Genomic DNA, 17,307 nt, shown 5'->3' with positions numbered 1-17,307 from the left:
AATACGGATCAGTGCATTCCCTATTCGATAGCGCGCAAAATAATTGTTTATTTATTTTAAAATAAAAACATAAAAGATTATATTTGCTACGGAATTATTCCCCATCATCGGTAACTATCCCCGTTTCTCGGGGCATTCAGAGGTATAAGTTTGGTTTACAGCGTGGCACTCGCTCCTGCGAGTGCATAAAGTACTATGGCCATGCCCCATAGTTTGGGGAGTGGTCGACGGCGACTGAGGCTTGGGTGGGTTGACCCTCCAGGGTCCGCCGATAACTATGTCTCTTGATACTATGTCTCTTGATACGAGGCGATCTTGGGAAATAGACTTGTTCTGCTGGGTCAGTTTGGTGGGCAAATTGATGCATTATCGACCACGCGAAGCCTTTTTTGAGGAGCCTAGCCGTAGCTAAGCGACTTAAAAAAGGCACAGTGTGGGAAGATAAGGCGCGATTTGCACCCGAAATGATCCCAGCAGAACAAGTCTAATATATAAGACCGCTTCTACAAGCGTGATGATCCCCCTACTTTCTACTCAAAGTGACGTTGTCATCTTCGCGAACGCTTAGGAATGTGCGACAACGCTGAGGAACGAAGTGACGATCAACCAAGGTCATCATCGCAGGTAAATCCCTTTATGGCTTTCGGTAAAATGCCGAAAGTCCAGCTTAGCACTGTCCTATCTGTTTACATGTAGACTGTACAATCTGATGGTAAATTAGGTTGCGCGTGGCTTTAGCCCGCAACGAGTTCTCTCGGTATTATAAGTGCGGACTGCCCCGAAGGGATGCATATGGCAAAGCTCGCGCAACCTGGCTAAGTACACTTTATTCATAGCAATTTAGCCTGTCAAGAAGATGCTAAAATTCGTCGCATCAGAAAAGCACCAGATTGTACAGCCTGTGTTTACATGTGTTTGACAAGCCAAGAATGGATACGGCACCAATTACCAGGAACCCGAACCTTGTACGAAAGGGTGAGGTTTTTCGCTAATCAAGCTACTGACAACAAGTCATTTACACGCTATTTTCAGATTGTATTAATGGTGATGCCCTCCGTCACCGTGCACATGGCCGTGCTCCAGCTCTTCTGGCTCAGCATCGCGAATCGATTCGACATGTCCGGTAAAAAACAGGTCTACGCCGGCCAGTGGGTGGTTGAAATCTAGCTTAACCTTTTCCTCATCAACAGCGAGGACTATCCCTTCAAAAGAGAAGCCTTGGTCGTCTTCTAGAGGAAGCGTGTTCCCTATCTCCAACAAGCCCTCAGGGATTTCACCATCTTCCTCAAACATCGACTTGGGTACTTCCGCCATAGCGGCTTCATCGTATTCGCCGTAAGCGTCGGCAGCCTGGATGCCAAAAGCGAAGGGATCGCCCGGCTTCATCCCTTTTAGGTTGGCTTCAAAATCAGGTATCATCATCCCAATACCATAAATAAACGCAAGGGGCTCGCTACCAATGCTAGATTCAACTAAGGTGCCATCGGCACTGCCTTCCGTAAGGGTATAATGGACGGTAACTACTTTTTTTTCTTCGATAACCATTGAAAATAATAATTAAATTGAAATGAGGGGAAACAAACATGCGATCTATCCATACAGAGCGATCCACACAAAGGTAGGCTTTTAGAAATCGGGCAGGTGGCTAATGCGGTGAATTCTAAACCAAATTTCAGTAGTATCACTTTACAGAACAACGGGGTACGGTGAAAAGCAAGGAAAATCTCCATTCATATAAATACATCCACATATTTACACCTTCAAACAGTAAGGGCTCCGCGAAGACCTAGCCTTCAACAGGCAAAACCTCTCTTCATTTCTCTGATTCGGCAAATTCTTTGATGATTTCATTCCTCTTCACCAACACTGTATGTGACGATTATTAATTAACACTACACTCCAAGAAAACGGGCAAATGATCCGACAGGCCTCGCCTTATCTCTAATAGTTCACAATCTTTTACAAAATCGACCCGGCCCGAAAGGTGAAGCTCAACGACATCCTCGTCATAGTAGATATTATCAATGGAATGATTCAGGTAATTGCTACCGGAACATTTCCTTTTCAAGGTAGTAGGCGTAGCAAAAATGGAGGGCTGGTAGCCCAACTCATAGAAAGGCGACCAGACAGGGTGATCTTCGGAAAGATTGAAATCGCCAGCCAGAAACACCAACTCAGAGGCTAACCGATTTTGATAATGAATAAAGTGGGCGATTTCGTCCTCCGGCTGATCATCGTAGGTACGGGAATGGAAATTCACTACATGGAAAGGGGTTCCGCCAGCTTTTAGCCGAAACTGCCCCAGATAAGGTTCTCGGTAGCAAGCGTGTGCCAATTCACGATCCAAATAAGGGCGGCCGATCAACTGTATTTTGGACGCTCGCCAGAAAAAAGCGTAACGTTCGCTAATATGCGCCGAAGGACTATGTGTAGGATCACTGACCCGATAATCCCAACGGTCGCCCATGCGATTGAGTTCGTCGGCGATCTGTGCGATGGCCTGTGCACCGCGGGGGTCTTTGGCGACAACCTCCTGGACGGCGATAATATCAAATTCATTGATGATCTCAGCGATGCTGCGGATTTCGCCGTCATCCTTGCTTTGCCCGAGATCCTGGATATTCCAGGAGAGCAAAGTGAATTCCTGCGCCGGCAGAATGATGAGCATCCCGTTGAAGACCAAAAATAAAAATATCCGTAGAGACGCGATGCATCGCGTCTCCACATCCCATTTTTTTATCCATTGCATAATATCCATTTTGCGATGCGTCACAAATATACCGTTTTGTGATCCATCAAATAATTGCCCCATCTTCAGCGCGCAGGCGAGGCCGGCGCGCGACGGGCCGGTAGGCACGTAACAGCCAGGGATAGGAGCGGTATGCCCTGCGCAGCAAGGGCATAAAAGCGGATAGCCCGGCCCCGACCGTCAGGTACGGGGGGATGCCAAAAAATAATTCCAAAAATATTCCTCCTCATGGTAAGATTCCTTTTACGAATGCAATAGAGGGAAACAAAACCTAGTACAATGAAGCTACACCTTACGAATATAATGCTGCTTTGCTGCTGCTTTTTGCCGCTTGCGGGCAGTCTCCATGGTCAGGGTTGTGTCGCTGGCACCGTGTATGAAGATGATAACAACAATGGTGTGCAGGATGCTGGCGAGCTTGGCCTTTTTGGACTGACGGTCACCGCCGTCTTGAATGATGGGATGAGTATTAGTACGACTACCAATATGGACGGTCAATACGAATTTTGTGATATCCAGGAAGGCACGGCCTATTTTGCGGTAGAAGTACTCGACGCCGGGCAGGTAGTGGTGCCTCCCATCATCAGTATCGTTTATTCCGGGAGTGGTGATGTACCTGGGCAAAACTTTGCCGTCATCAGGCCCAGCGAGTTGGGTAGCATCAGTGGCTTGGTCTTTTTTGACCTGAATGGCAACGGCAACTATGATGCGATGGAACCTATCCTGCCGAATACCACTGTGGTACTTAATGGTGGTGGGATCATTGGTGGAGCGGTGCAGGCCACCGGCCCAGATGGTCGGTTCTTTTTCAATGGCCTGCCTGCTGCAGATGACTATGAACTGTCGGTAGCGGGTGGCAGTCCGAATACTTTGTGGGGTAGCCCTACGGTAGTAAATTTGGGATTGGCGCCCGGACAAGAACGCAACGACCTGACCTTTTACCGCGTCACGGCACCGGGCTTCGGGAATATCCGCGATCAGATATGCTACGACTATAATTCGGACGGTGAGATCAATCCCGTGATTGAAAGAGGTATAAGTCTGGTAGATGTCCGACTGCTAAATTCACAAGGAGAAGTGGTGGCGACAACCCAATCCGACGCTAATGGTACGTATAGCCTGACCGGACTACCTGCTGGCGAATACCAATTGGAGGTCGTTTATGATCCCGCAGAATTTGAACCGACTACGCCTACCACTTATACGCGGGTCGTTGAAGTAGATGCGACCGTACAAGGTGGCCTTTTCTACCTGAACCCACGAAACAAACGCTTCCATTGTGGCATGGCTATTCATAGTTTTAGTCCGGTAAACAATGCGCTGGTACCAGGGCGGGTGCTGACAGTAAAAGATATTCGCAACCATGCTCCTGCACCTCGTGGTGTAAATGTGAGTTGGAACCCTACGGATATCGACCACCCCGATTGGCGGCAAAGCACCATGGGTTCGGTTTTTGGACTAACTACCGATAGTGAGTTTCATGCTTTTGCTACCTCTGCACCCAGCCTTTTCTGGGGCAGCTACCCGATTACCAACGGCAATGCGGAGGTATTTTGGATCAATGCTTACACCGGGCAGGTGACCAATTTTGTGCTGGCCTCGGCCAGTGCTACTACTGTTGGTGGGAATACGATCTTTAACAATGGCAGCGGTATTGGCAACATTACCTACAATGCCGACAACGAAGTACTGTACCTGACCAACCGTGCCGACCAGACCATTGTGGTCATAGCTGGTTTGGCCAATACTTCTGCGACGCCAGGTACTGTGATGCAGGTTTTCGACCCTACCTTTGCGGGACAGGTGGGTAGTGGGCAGCAACTTTTTGGAATTGCCTACCGGAGTGGAGAAGTCTTCTTTGCTCGCGACCCTGTGGGTAGTTTTACCCAAATCTACTCGGTGGCGGTGAATCCGGTAACCGGCCTGATTACGGGGACGGAGGCGCTTGAATTCAGCGTTGGGAACAACCGGGTATCAGATATCGCCTTGACTGCCGACGGCAGCAAGATGGTGATCGCAGAGCGCGGAGGTGCCCATGCTTCCAGTATTTTCCAGTACACCAGCACCGGCCCGGGATGGTCGACACCGCAGCAAATCTACATTGGTAAGCTAGGTAGTATACACACCAACTCGGCTGGTGGTGTCGATTATGGTTACGATAGCTTTACGGGGGAAACGCCGCCGGAAGGGGGTTGTGATACCGAAATTGCGATTACATCGAATGCGCTGATTATGGATGCAGGGCAGTATACCTATGGTTTTGGCCTTGTGCCCAGTACGGGTAATGCTCCGGGAACCTACGCCGATCTGAACACCATTGCAATAGATACAGACGGTAGTACGGATGGAACGGTTTACGTAAAGGGTACGCTTGGGGATGTGGACATCTACGACTGTACCTGCCCGATAGAAGATTGTGCGACCGAGAATGGTTTGGAAATACTGCCGTCTTCGCCTGCAGATCCCCAAGGCGTAGGTGGGTGTTGCCATATCCTGGACTTTAGCAATACCGGATCACAAAATGTCTTTGGCATCAGTTTCAGCTTATTAGATGGGGCTGAGTTTCAGCCGGGGTACCTTCTTCCTCCAGGCTACAGCACGCCGAACTATACAGACAGTAGTATGGTAATCATCCCCACTGCCTTGGGTACGATGCCTAATAACATCAATGGCTTACTCAATTTTTGTCTACAAAACGTGTATGCGACTCCACAGTTTATGGTCGTTGAATACTTTGATCAGAACTACGAGGTTTTCTGTACCGACACGCTGGTCTTTGCATGTCCGCCAGAGGCACCTTGTCTGCAATACCTCAGCGACAGCCTGGTTTGTGATACGGCGGGTTATCTCTTTACCATCGATTTCGAGGTTCCACCTGGCAGTGACATTCCTGGCGGCATTGGCTATATCGAACTCAACCTTAATCCCAATACTTTGCCCGCGGGCGCGAGTATTTCCCCCACCGGCTATACTTTTAATCCCAAGCTGCAGCCCGGTGATCAGGTCACGCTGACGTACACGATCAACACGTCGGCGGACCTGTATGGGGACTCGCTTTGTGTAGCAATTACCGCCCATGATGACGAAGAAGAGCGTCTTTGTTGTTTTGCTTACGAGGCTTGTATTCCGTTTCCGCTTTGTGATCCTTGCCCCAATGTGGGTGCTATGGTGAGGCCAGTGAGTGACAATCAATCGGAGTATTGTTGTTTTGAATTGCTGATTACAGACACTTTCAACCTCGACCCAAATCTCTTTACCAGTATTCAAACCAACATCATCACACCGGGAGTGACTTACGACGGACTTAGTACGCTACCTGCCATCCTCGCTGGCTGGACGCCGAGCTTTGATAATCCGGCAGCACCTACGGCCATAAGCTGGAACCACAGTAGCGGGCTGGTGCCCAACGTAACCAATTTCAACCTGTTTGACTTCTGCGTAGAAGGCATCACCAGCACCGACTCCATCCAAATCGAAATCAATTGGCTGAATGCCGACTCTGTGATTTGTCGAGACACGGTAGCGGTGTACTGCCCCTACTGTCTTACCGTGGTGGAAGACCAGCTGTATTGCGATGCAAGCGGTAACTATGTTTACCAATTTAGCTTTGTCAATAATTCCCCCTTTACGGTGAATGCCGTATCACTCTTGGATGCGAGTGGTTACACCGGTGTGGTGGGTAATCCTGGGGTCTACATGTTGGGTACGAGTGTGCTCCCCGGTGGCACCTATAGCGGCAGCCTTCCTGTACAGCTCAGTGGACTGCCGGGTGACGAGGTCTGTTTTGACATCGTCTTGCGACAAATTATTGGCGATGAGATCAACATCACCTGTTGTTACGCTACACACTGCGTGACCTTGCTACCCTGTGATGAATTGCCCGATTTACCCTGCCCGGTACTTGATGTGGAAGAGCAATTCTGTACCCAAATTTATGATCCGGTCTGTGGCTGTGATGGACGAACCTACGCCAATATCTGTTACGCCGAGAATGCGGGGATCTTTAATTGGACGGAAGGGCCTTGTGATACCGTATTTAATGATACGGGGGTGATTATCCTCAGCGGAGACCCTGTGCAAGGCGGCGTCAACCTGGATTGGAGCTTGAACGATGCTCCTGACAATTACGATTTCTTCGTCTTGCGAGAATCTGTTGACGGAGGGAACACCTTCCAGGAGGTTGCACTCTTGCCTGCTACGGGACTAGACCAGTACAATTTCTTGCGAATTACTACCGCCGTAGGTAACCTATACTACCAGGGGTTGGGTATCACGACGGAAGGTGCTTTAGTGCCTAGCAATCAAGCCACGGTCTTCCGTGAAGAAAGTATGGGGCTTACGGTGATGAACGCTTATCCCAGTCCAGCCCGCGACCAGGTGCACATTAGCGTCAATCGCAGCGGGCGGGCGGCCATTGAAGTGATCACCCCACAAGGACAGATCAACCATCGGCAAGCAGCTGACTTCCAGGGTAACCCCGTACCGGTGGAATTAAGAGCTATCAATGATGGCGTCTACCTCATTCGCGTACGTTTCCACGATGGTGAAGTGGTACAGCAGCGCGTAGTGCGTGTGCGGGATTAAGTACTAGACTGAGTTAAATCATTTGAACCACCAAAGGCACTTAAGAGGATCCTCCTCTTAAGTGCCTTTGGTGGTTTTAAAAGCTACAAACTTGCCGCAGGTAAGCTCAGGATCGGTGTTCTGCTGTGATAAGAAAGAGCTTTGGTCTTACTGTAATGGAAAAGCTCTTCGAGGAAGCTGCGCTTTTCGGTAACCATGGCTACAATGTCAATTTCCATTTCATCAAGAAAGTTCGTCAACACCACTTGAAAATCAGTTCCATCTAATACGTGAAAAGCCATATTGTCGTTTTCCGCAAAATCGGCACTGAAAACATCCATGCGATGATGGTATTCTTCGGTGTGGGCCAAGTCTACATTGATACAATGGACTTGTGGTGAGAAAGGTGCAAACAACTGCAATACTTTTTCAAGCCCTTTCTTTTCCAATGGTTGAAAAGCAGTGGTGAAAGCGATATTGTCAATTTTTCCATCAAAGATTGCCTGTTCAGGAATGGCTAAAACCGGGCAAGAAGCGTTTTCCAATACTTCACCAGCCACACTTCCCAGGATAATCTCTTTCAACCCACGTGCGCCCGTTGTGCCCATCACAATAAAATCGGCATTTTCTGCTTTTGCACGCTCAATAATAGTTGCTTCCGTTTCTCCTTCGTGTAAGGTATGCACAACCGACAGATGGTTGAGTCCTTTTTCGTCCTGGATTTTATCCAACAGCGGAACTGCGTCTTTATAATTCTCAAATTCGTACAGATCAATCGTATTGTAAAACGCTTCCAGACTTCGAGGAACATGGGTAAGTCCGCTAATGTCCGGTTTTTCGAATACGTGCAGCGTAATAATTTTTGCGTCTATCCGGTCTGCCAATTGCAGGGCATAAATGAACGCACGTGTAGCAGCATCGGAGAAATCTGTTGGAAAAAGGATGGTGGCCATATTTGTACTTGTTAGAATCAATTTGAAAAGTAATCATAATGCAGCAAATCAGCCAACAAAACAACTACTCATTAGCATAAAATTAATCCACACTTAACTTCACCACAATGACCTTTGTTAAGGGATAATGATAAGAATGGTCATCCTAAGTAAGGTCTTACTTTTCCTTTCCACCGTAGCTCATCCCCGCCATTTCCCAGCAAGTAATAAATAAGGCTGCAATAACGGGCCCCAAAACAAAGCCTGACAAGCCAAACCAGGCTATGCCTCCTAGGGTAGCCAACAAAATCAGGTAATCGGGCATTTGGGTGTCTCTTCCTACCAGCATTGGTCGAAGGAGATTGTCGACCAGCCCAATGACCAAAGATCCTATTGCGATCAAAACAATTCCTTTCCAGATAGGTCCCTGTACCAGAAAATAGATGGCTGCCGGACCCCAGACGAGGGTACTCCCTCCAATTGGTAAAAAAGAAAGCATCGTCATGACTACTCCCCAAAAGAAAGCCCCCTCAATGCCTACGATTGCGAATAACAGTCCACCCAGTGCCCCTTGTACAATAGCGACAATGACTGTCCCCTTTAAGGTAGCACGAACAACGCTGGCAAAACGATTGACCAAGGTGTATTCCCTACTGTTACCCATGGGTACCACATTGACGATGGTACGGACAATTCTCCGCCCATCGCGCAAGAAAAAGAAGAGCAAATAAAGCATTAGGAAAAATTCGGCGGTCAGGGCAATCGCATCTTGGGTATAGCCCAGTGCATGATCGGCAATGACATTGGCAGCTTTGGTAGCAAAGGTGCTGATATCGTCGCGTATTCGCTCTGGGGTTACACCTACTTTTTGCAGGAAAGCTTCGATGCGCGGCGCCTGCCCTTCATAATAATCCACAATCCCGGTAACATCCCATTCTCCTGAACGAAGTTTCTCTACCACGCCTTGCCCCTGCTTTACCAGCGCTAGCAGCACCAGAAACGCCGGAATAACCACTATCGCAATAATCAAAACCGTGGTCAGCGCAGCAGCTAGGTTGGTTTTCCCTTTGAGCCAATAGCGCAATAAACGGAAAGATTTTCTGAAAATAATGGCCAGGACGACCGCCCAAAAGAAAGCCATCAGAAAGGGTTGGATCAGCCCAGTGAAAGCGATGCTCACCAACAATAACAAGCTGATGAAAAAACCGTGCCGGATGTTTGACTGATAGCTGTGGTTAATCATGGAGAGGTGTTTTATAAAACGATGATAATCTGTACGCTAAATTAAATGATTCCAATTTGTTTATATGCGCTCACTTAACGCAAAAAGGCGCCTTCGTGAGAAAGCGCCTTTTGAGCAATATTTCGTTTTGTTGTCAGTATTCAATCTATTAATGTAAAGATTGATTTACTGTTTCAGCGGCTTCCGTCAAGGCTTTGTACTCAGCGGGGGTAAGGCCGTCCATTACAAAGCTAAGCGGATTCACTGGTTGTCCGTGGTAGTGTACCTCGTAGTGGCAGTGGGGTGCTGTAGAAGTACCTGTACTTCCCACAAGGCCAATAACTTGACCACGCTCTACTTTTTCACCTTTCCGCACATTGAGCTTGCTCATGTGGGCATAGTAAGTTTCGTAACCGTTACCGTGCCTAATTACTACTAGGTTACCGAAACCACCAGCGCGTTCTGCACGATCTACCACACCATCGCCTGTAGCAACAATTGGTGTACCTGACTTAGCCGTAAAATCGATACCATTGTGCATACGCATCACCTTGAAGACAGGGTGTAAGCGAGGGCCAAAACCAGATAGTAATCGTAAATCTTTGGAAAGCATGTCCGAACGGACGGGCTTGATGGTTGGCATCGTAGCCAGTAATGTCTCTTTATCCTTTGCCAACACTACAATAGTGTCTAAGGATCGGGACTGGAGGTTGACTTGGTGCTTGAGGCGATCAATGCGAGATTTGATATCAGACATGATCTCACCAGACTCTCCGTAAATTTCGTATTCTCCGTAAGCATCGTGACCGCCGATACCACCGTTCCAGATACTTTCGTCGATGGGGTCCATCCCGAAAATCATGCGGTGTACGTAAGCATCACGTTTTTGCAGATTTTCAACGGCTTTCTTCATGTCCTCCAAAGTCTGCTCTGACTCTGTCTGGATAAATGTTTCCAGTCGCTCAACTTTTGCTTGTAGTTCTTTCTCGTTAGGAGATGGAAAATACTTATGTGCTAGCAACGTAAAAACGAAGGCCGTAAATAAAGCTGCACAAGTAAACCCAAAAACTCTTAGAAGGGTCGTACTTAGCGGTTCAACTACTTTCTCGTAACGGAGCGTTTGTTTATTAAAAACGTAACGTTCTCTTCTCATTAGTGTTTGACATTAGCCAATAAATAGCTATCCGCAGTTAACAGGTTTTAGGTAACATTCATTTTTTCTCAAAGCTCTCTTAAGCGGATTAGCCTGATACAAATCGGGGTATGTTTTTCAAGTGGCTTGCAACAAATGTAATATAAAGCCATCATTTTCCTAAAATTTTAACGCTATTGTGGAAAAGTGATGTAACTTTTTTTGGTAAATAACTATTTTTTGACACCAAAAAAGCGTCAAAACGATACTTTTTGGGCTTTTGTTCGGCTTTAGAGCATGACTAAACAAATCCTTTTTTTTGCTAAGTCACGCTCTAAAAACCAGTTAGCTCATTCAAAAATGGCCTAAACCTTTTCAATAATCAATGCGGAGGCACCTCCTCCTCCATTACAAATGGCGGCCATTCCTACCGTACCTTTTTCGTGCGCCAGCACATTATTAAGTGTTGTAAGGATTCTCGCACCAGATGCACCAAGTGGGTGACCGATTGCTACAGAACCTCCGAACACGTTCATTTTCTCACGATCAATCTTCATTTCTTGGGCAAAAGCCATACTTACCACAGCGAAGGCTTCATTCACTTCAAAAAAGTCGACATCGCTCAGCTCCATCCCTGCGCGTTTTAATGCTTTAGGAGCAGCCAAGGTTGGTGCGGTAGTGAACCATTGGGGTTCTTGCGCAGCATCGGCAAAAGCAACGATTTTAGCAACCGGCTTCAGCCCTAGCTCTTCCATCTTACGCTTACTCACCAGGATAATCGCCGAAGCTCCATCGTTGATCGTAGAGGCATTGGCGGCCGTAACGGTACCATCTTTGGTGAAAGCAGGGCGTAATTGTGGAATTTTATCAAATTTTACGCGCTTGTACTCTTCGTCTTCGGTAATCACCAGCGCGTCACCCCGGCGTTGAGGAATACTTACAGGCACAATCTCCTTGGCAAACCACCCTTCGGAAGTAGCTTTGGCTGCACGTTCGTAACTGCTAATGGTGTAAGCATCCTGTGCCTCACGGCTGATGCCAAACTTGGTGGCCGTAGCATCTGCGCAAACGCCCATTGCCTGACCATCGTAGGCGTCTTTCAATCCGTCTTTGGCCAAGCCATCAATCAGGGTACTGTCACCGTATTTGCTTCCCCAACGGGCGTTAGGAGCATAGTAAGGCACATTTGACATGCTCTCCATCCCCCCGGCTACGATGATGTCCTGCTGGCCAGACATGATGGCCTGTGCTCCAATCATCACTGTTTTGATACCAGAAGAACACACTTTATTGACCGTTGTACAAGGCACATTCATTGGAATACCTGCTTTCAGTGCTGCTTGCCGGGCAGGAGCCTGTCCTAGATTGGCCGAACAAACGTTGCCAAAATAGACTTCTTCTACTTGATCTGGTGTCAAGCCAGCGGCTTCCAAAGCACCTTTTATCGCGGTAGCGCCTAGCTCTATTGCCGATAAACTGGAAAGCACTCCACCAAAACTACCAAGGGGAGTACGAAGTGCCGATACGATATATACGTCTTGCATTTTATTGAAATTTGGTTGATGGTTAAGGGGCTGCAAAGGTAAGTCTTATTCTTTTTATATAAAGATAACGCCCCTGATTTGTAAAAGATCGCGATAAATAAACAGTGGTTGACTTTGACAGCAAACATTTCGTAAATCTTAGGCATTACAAAGGTTCGCAAATTTACTAGGTTTGTTAGCTTAGCTTTCCAAATTTGATCTCACGGCTTATGAAATACCAGTTCCACTTTTTGCTCTTTATGCTGTCCTGGCTGCTTAGCTGTTCGCTGCTCTATTGCCAGACAAAAGTTGTGACCGTAGGCAACACCGCTGATGCTGATCCTGCATTTTTCGCGGCCTTACAAGGGTTTCTTGCTTCTGCTGATGACCAAACGACCTTGATTATCAATGGAGATCTCACCGACCACAAGTGTCATGATCAGCATCGCGATCACGATTTTTCTCGTCTACAATTGCTGCTGGAGGTAATCAAAGCCAATCCTCAGATTAAGAGCTACCTCCTTCCAGGCGACCGGGACTGGGCCTCCTCCGGCAGAGTGGGTTGGGAGTGTGTGAAAGCCCTCGAAGCGTATATTGAAGACCAGGACATTGACAATCTTCGCTGGACCCTTGACCAGGGTTGCCCCGGACCTGATATTGAAAAGCTATCTTCTTCTACCCTACTCATCACGCTCAATACCCAATGGTGGAATCATCCACACCGCAAACCGACCCCAGCAAACGCCGTTTGTGATTATTCGGAACCTTCCATTGTCATGGAAGAAATCCAGGACGCTGTGGAGGAGAACCTGGATAAAAACATCATTATAGCCGGGCATTTCCCGCTGGAATCACAGGGAAGATACGGAGGAGAGTTCCCTATCATTGATCATTTTTCCCCTCCCGTTCTGGGGAGCTTTAAAATTGCCTACCAACAGAACATTGGTGATGCCAAGTCCATTCATAACCAATATTACGAGCCTTTCCGCGACGAATTGAAAGACATTGCCACCCAAAACCAGGGCATTTTTTTCCTTGGTGGCCATGAACCTAATCAACAGTTGATTGATTACCAAGGCAACTATGTCATCAATAGTGGCGCTCCCAGCAAAGGTCGGTGGGTCTCCAAACACAAACCGGCTGTTTTTACCAGTACACTTCCCGGATTTACTGTTCTGACCTTTGCTGCAAATGGCCAGGTAAGCTACCAGTTCTATCAAGTGCTGGACGACGGCATCACCTTAGCAAAAAACCTCCTGCTTTTTGATCAGGCTTGTTCGCCTGGCCCTGATGAAACTATTGCGGCCAATCCTAACTATCAGCCTTGTTTTACGGAAGTAGACTCACTGGCACTGATCAAGCCCGAGCTGCCAAGTACCGTAGTTGTTACTGGTGGAACTCGATATGATGCAGGAAAAACTAAACTGCTCCTCTTGGGAAGCCACTATCGAACAACCTGGATGCAGCCCGTTGAAGTGCCCGTACTTGACCTTGACACCATCAAGGGTGGACTCTGGGCCACCAAACGAGGTGGAGGTCGGCAGACAAAATCGCTGAAACTGGAAACAGCAGAGGGAGAACGATTTGTCTTCCGCTCTGTAGATAAAGACCCCGCAGGGACGCTCAATCTGGTACTGAGGAATACCATCATCGCCGATATCACCAGAGACCAAACTAGTACACAGCATCCATATGGAGCCATTCCTGTGGCTGTTTTACTAGACCAAGTAAGCATCTTGCACGCCACACCTCAGCTCTTTTCGTTGGGAGATATTCCTCGACTGGGAAGGTTTCGTACCGAATACGGCAACATGCTGGGTATGCTCGAAGAACGGCCACAGAACGCAAAAGGTAAACGCCCAGGAACCTTTGGTGCCGATGAAATCTATAAAAGTTTTGAGCTATTCAACGAACGCTATGATGATCAGGATTTAAAAATCGATCATCAGGAATTTGTTCGCGCCCGGCTATTTGACATCTTCATTGGTGACTGGAGTAAGCACGAAGACAACTGGAAATGGGCGGTGTTCGAACAAGACGATGATCACCTCTTGGTTCGCCCTATTCCCCGCGATCGCGACCATGCTTTCTCTCAGCTCGATGGTCTGATCCCCTGGCTGGCCAGTCGCCATTGGGCCGTACCCAATCTTGAACATTTTGATTACAAAATCCAGGACGTACAATCGCTCACCTATCAGGCAAGGCACATGGACCGATTATTGCTGAGCCCACTGAGCAGAGAAGATTTTCTTACGGAAGTACACTATTTGCAACAACATATTGGCCCAAAGGAAATACGAGCGGCAATAGCAACACTTCCTCAAGAAACGATTCCCCTTTCGGGAAACACCATCGCCGAGAAACTCGAAAGACGAATTCAAGACCTTGAAGCCTATGCCAATACTTATTATGAAATTCACGCGAAAGTGGTGGATGTGGTTGGCACCAACAAAGAAGAGCATTTCCTCATCGCCCGCCTGCCAGATGCGAGCACCCGCATTACGGTTACCGACCCTAAAGGTGACCAAAAAGGGCGCATTCTCTACGATCGTCTGTTTTTGCCTTCAGAAACCAAAGAAATTCGCATTTACGGATTGGGCAAAGATGATGTTTTTGAAATTACGGGTACCAGCGCCCGGGCGATTACGGTACGGATCATCGGTGGCCCTGGAAAAGACGATGTGGTAGACCACGGAAACAATGGTGGTGGAAGACACACCCTGGTCTACGAAAAAGATCCTGATGCTGAAGTGACCCTATCCAAAGGAGGAAAACAAATTGATAACTGGCGGGACGAACTCTATTATTATCAGCGCGATGCCTACGAATACAATAGCTACCTTCCCCTCGCCTACTTCAACTTCAATTCTTTCTCGGGGGCAACTTTTGGTACCGGTATCACCTTTACCCAACGTACTTTTACACGTCGTGACTACAGTAGTAAACACAGTATTCGCGGAGCCGTAAGTACCCTCAGTAATTTCAGCTTACAATACACTGCCGACTGGCACCATGTCTTGCACAAATGGGACGTATTGGCGGAGGGCAACATTGAGCGTCCTTCTTTTTACAACTTTTTCTTCGGCTTGGGCAACGACAGTACGAAAGATGACGATGAGTTCCGCAATGGTTTCAACCAAATAAGGCTGCGGCGGGTAGATTTCAGCAGCACCCTTCGTCGTAAATTTCGTCGCCAGAGTGAATTCACGCTTCAGCTGGGTTACGAAAACAACGAGACGGTAGAAACGGAAAACACCATCCTGGATCAAGAGACCACTTTCTACGGTACGGGGGATTTAAGCTGGTTTTATCTACGTCCTAAACTCACCATTGACCTGCGTGATCACCCGGTATTTCCCTCTAAGGGAATGCGGTTTATTGCTGGCCAGGAGTGGGCAAAAGGTGTTGAAACTGATTATTTTGGTATCTCTAAAGTTGCTGGAGAGTTTTTCCTCAGTACCCGCCGTTTCCCCATCACTTTTGCGGCTCGTGCCGGTTGGGCAGAAAATCAGGGAAAAGTGCCGTTCTACAAACTTCCCGGTATTGGCCAGCAGGAAGGTCTCCGCGGCTTCCGACGTAACCGTTTTACGGGCGATGGCTACTTTTACTATAATACCGAATTACGCAGCCCGGTTGCTTTGTGGCGCAACGCTTTTCTACCCGTCGTTGTAGGCATAAGAGCTTTTTATGATAGTGGTTATGTAACCACTGATGGGGCACCAAAACCTGATTTTAAGCAAGCTTACGGTGGTGGTATTTACCTGATTCCGCTTTCGCGTTCTTATACCCTATCAGTATTATTTGGTTTTTCCGACGAAGAATCAGGCATCATTGACCTTAATCTGGGTACGAATTTTTGATGATTGATTTTAACCACCAAGGAGACCAAAATTTGTTACCCGATGGGAAGTCATACCATCTGCACCACTATTCCATTGCGCATGCGTGGTTCAAACCAGGTACTTTTCGGCGGCAACACCAAGCCATGGTCGATCACTCTAAAAAAGGCATCCCAGCTGAGTGGATGCAGGCAAAAAGCCGCAGCGGGACGATTATCACATGCTTCAACCAGCGCCATCAGGCCAGCGGGACCTTCTACGTATTTGATCCTACTGTCATTGCGAATATCCTCCAAACCTAGCACCTTTTGGAGCAGGTAATAATTCAGCATGGAAACATCAAGGGTAGGTAGACCGGCATCAACATTTTTTTTCAAAGTGCCCGCTCGCCAGCGCAAGAGAAACCACTCCCCCTCGACAAACATGGTAAGCTCATGCTGTAATTTGGGCTGACGAGGCCCAGGTAGTGGTTCCAGATTAGCATATTGAGAAATCCTGGCCATGAAGCTCAGCCAACTCAGTTCCGGGTTCGTGTTTTTAACTACCCGATTGAAGTTGTGAATTTCCAGCGCCGTGCTAGGAAAAAGCGCACACATCAGGTAGCAAAAAGGGTTGGGTTCGTGGTGTTCTTCTCTTTGTTGGTACAAACGAGCGATAGCACTAAAGCGGTGGTGTCCGTCGGCGATGTAGGTATTGAGAATATAGCGACCGAAATAGTACTGAATTTGTTCGATTTCCTGAGGCTCCGTGATTGCCCAAAAGCGATGCGTCTCCTCGGGATCTGATAAAGACAGCTCTTGAAATGGTGCGTGAATTTGAGCGTGAGCAGCCAAAAGATCAGCCAGTCCTTGGTGATGCCGATGCGCTAATAATACCGGTTTGACGACGGCCCCACGTTGTTGCAACAGCTCTGCCTGCCTTACCTCTTTGGCTACCAGGGTGTGCTCATGGCGGCGAACCCGCTCTTCCAGATAATCCTGAACAGATACTGCTGCGATCAATCCTGTGCGTTCTTTCCCCTGTGCCCTGACTTGGTAGATATACATGGCTGGTGATTGGGGAGCAGTGAAGTAGCTTTTCTCAAAGAAATCTTTAAAATCCTCCTTAACGGAACCTAGAAAAGCCGCTAAATCTGGAATTTGCTCAGGTCGGGAAAAAGTAGCAGCGAACGGGCGTACAACCATGGTGGAATATTGATCCTCGGAGAAAGGAATTATTTGGTGTCCGCAAGATAAGTGCTTGTGGGGAAAACAGGAGGGAAGAATTGAAAATTTGGCTACCAGACAAAAAAAGAAAGTGCAGCAAGCTGCACTTTCACATTAGAAAACTAAACCCCAGTTATTATTC

The 17,307-nt window shown here is 47.7% G+C and carries 9 protein-coding genes; 2 read left to right on the top strand and 7 right to left on the bottom strand.

What is annotated here, in order from left to right:
• Window positions 1-1,038 precede the first annotated feature (1,038 nt).
• Together AB0L18_RS16450 and AB0L18_RS16445 are read right to left on the bottom strand one after the other, a co-directional pair.
• Entirely contained in the window at window positions 1,039-1,545 is a 507-nt protein-coding gene (locus AB0L18_RS16450) for a peptidylprolyl isomerase (RefSeq protein WP_367388396.1), read from the bottom strand.
• A gap of 337 nt (window positions 1,546-1,882) precedes the next feature.
• A complete protein-coding gene (locus AB0L18_RS16445; protein WP_367388395.1) occupies window positions 1,883-2,749 on the bottom strand; it encodes an endonuclease/exonuclease/phosphatase family protein in 867 nt (288 codons plus the stop codon).
• 279 nt (window positions 2,750-3,028) lie between these two features.
• Here AB0L18_RS16445 and AB0L18_RS16440 point away from each other — a divergent pair, with 279 nt between their 5' ends.
• Complete coding sequence (locus tag AB0L18_RS16440; protein WP_367388394.1) at window positions 3,029-7,333, top strand: SdrD B-like domain-containing protein; 4,305 nt, start codon at window positions 3,029-3,031, stop codon at window positions 7,331-7,333.
• A gap of 83 nt (window positions 7,334-7,416) precedes the next feature.
• Here the strand turns inward: AB0L18_RS16440 and AB0L18_RS16435 are convergent, their stop codons facing one another.
• The 4 genes from AB0L18_RS16435 to AB0L18_RS16420 form a co-directional block, all read right to left on the bottom strand.
• Window positions 7,417-8,265 (bottom strand): universal stress protein, encoded by an 849-nt coding sequence (locus AB0L18_RS16435; protein WP_367388393.1) that lies wholly within the window; start codon window positions 8,263-8,265, stop codon window positions 7,417-7,419.
• A 157-nt stretch (window positions 8,266-8,422) separates the two neighbouring features.
• The gene (locus AB0L18_RS16430; RefSeq protein WP_367388392.1) at window positions 8,423-9,487 is read right to left on the bottom strand and encodes an AI-2E family transporter; all 1,065 of its coding nucleotides are present in this window, start codon (window positions 9,485-9,487) and stop codon (window positions 8,423-8,425) included.
• A 148-nt stretch (window positions 9,488-9,635) separates the two neighbouring features.
• Window positions 9,636-10,619, bottom strand: a complete 984-nt coding sequence (locus AB0L18_RS16425) for a M23 family metallopeptidase (RefSeq protein ID WP_367388391.1) — start codon at window positions 10,617-10,619, stop codon at window positions 9,636-9,638.
• 344 nt (window positions 10,620-10,963) lie between these two features.
• Window positions 10,964-12,142 (bottom strand): acetyl-CoA C-acyltransferase, encoded by a 1,179-nt coding sequence (locus tag AB0L18_RS16420; RefSeq protein ID WP_367388390.1) that lies wholly within the window; start codon window positions 12,140-12,142, stop codon window positions 10,964-10,966.
• Between the two features lie 209 nt (window positions 12,143-12,351).
• Here AB0L18_RS16420 and AB0L18_RS16415 point away from each other — a divergent pair, with 209 nt between their 5' ends.
• Window positions 12,352-15,981: a BamA/TamA family outer membrane protein gene (locus tag AB0L18_RS16415; protein ID WP_367388389.1), complete on the top strand. Its 3,630-nt coding sequence runs from the start codon at window positions 12,352-12,354 to the stop codon at window positions 15,979-15,981.
• A 50-nt stretch (window positions 15,982-16,031) separates the two neighbouring features.
• On the opposite strand, the gene AB0L18_RS16410 is transcribed toward AB0L18_RS16415, so the two are convergent.
• Entirely contained in the window at window positions 16,032-17,144 is a 1,113-nt protein-coding gene (locus AB0L18_RS16410; RefSeq protein ID WP_367388388.1) for a DUF1015 family protein, read from the bottom strand.
• Between the last annotated feature and the right edge of the window lie 163 nt (window positions 17,145-17,307).

Origin of the sequence: Lewinella sp. LCG006, from assembly GCF_040784935.1 — a bacterium.
GTDB lineage: Bacteria > Bacteroidota > Bacteroidia > Chitinophagales > Saprospiraceae > Lewinella.
Note: the sequence above shows the minus strand (reverse complement) of the source record. Positions and strands in the feature narration are given on the sequence as shown.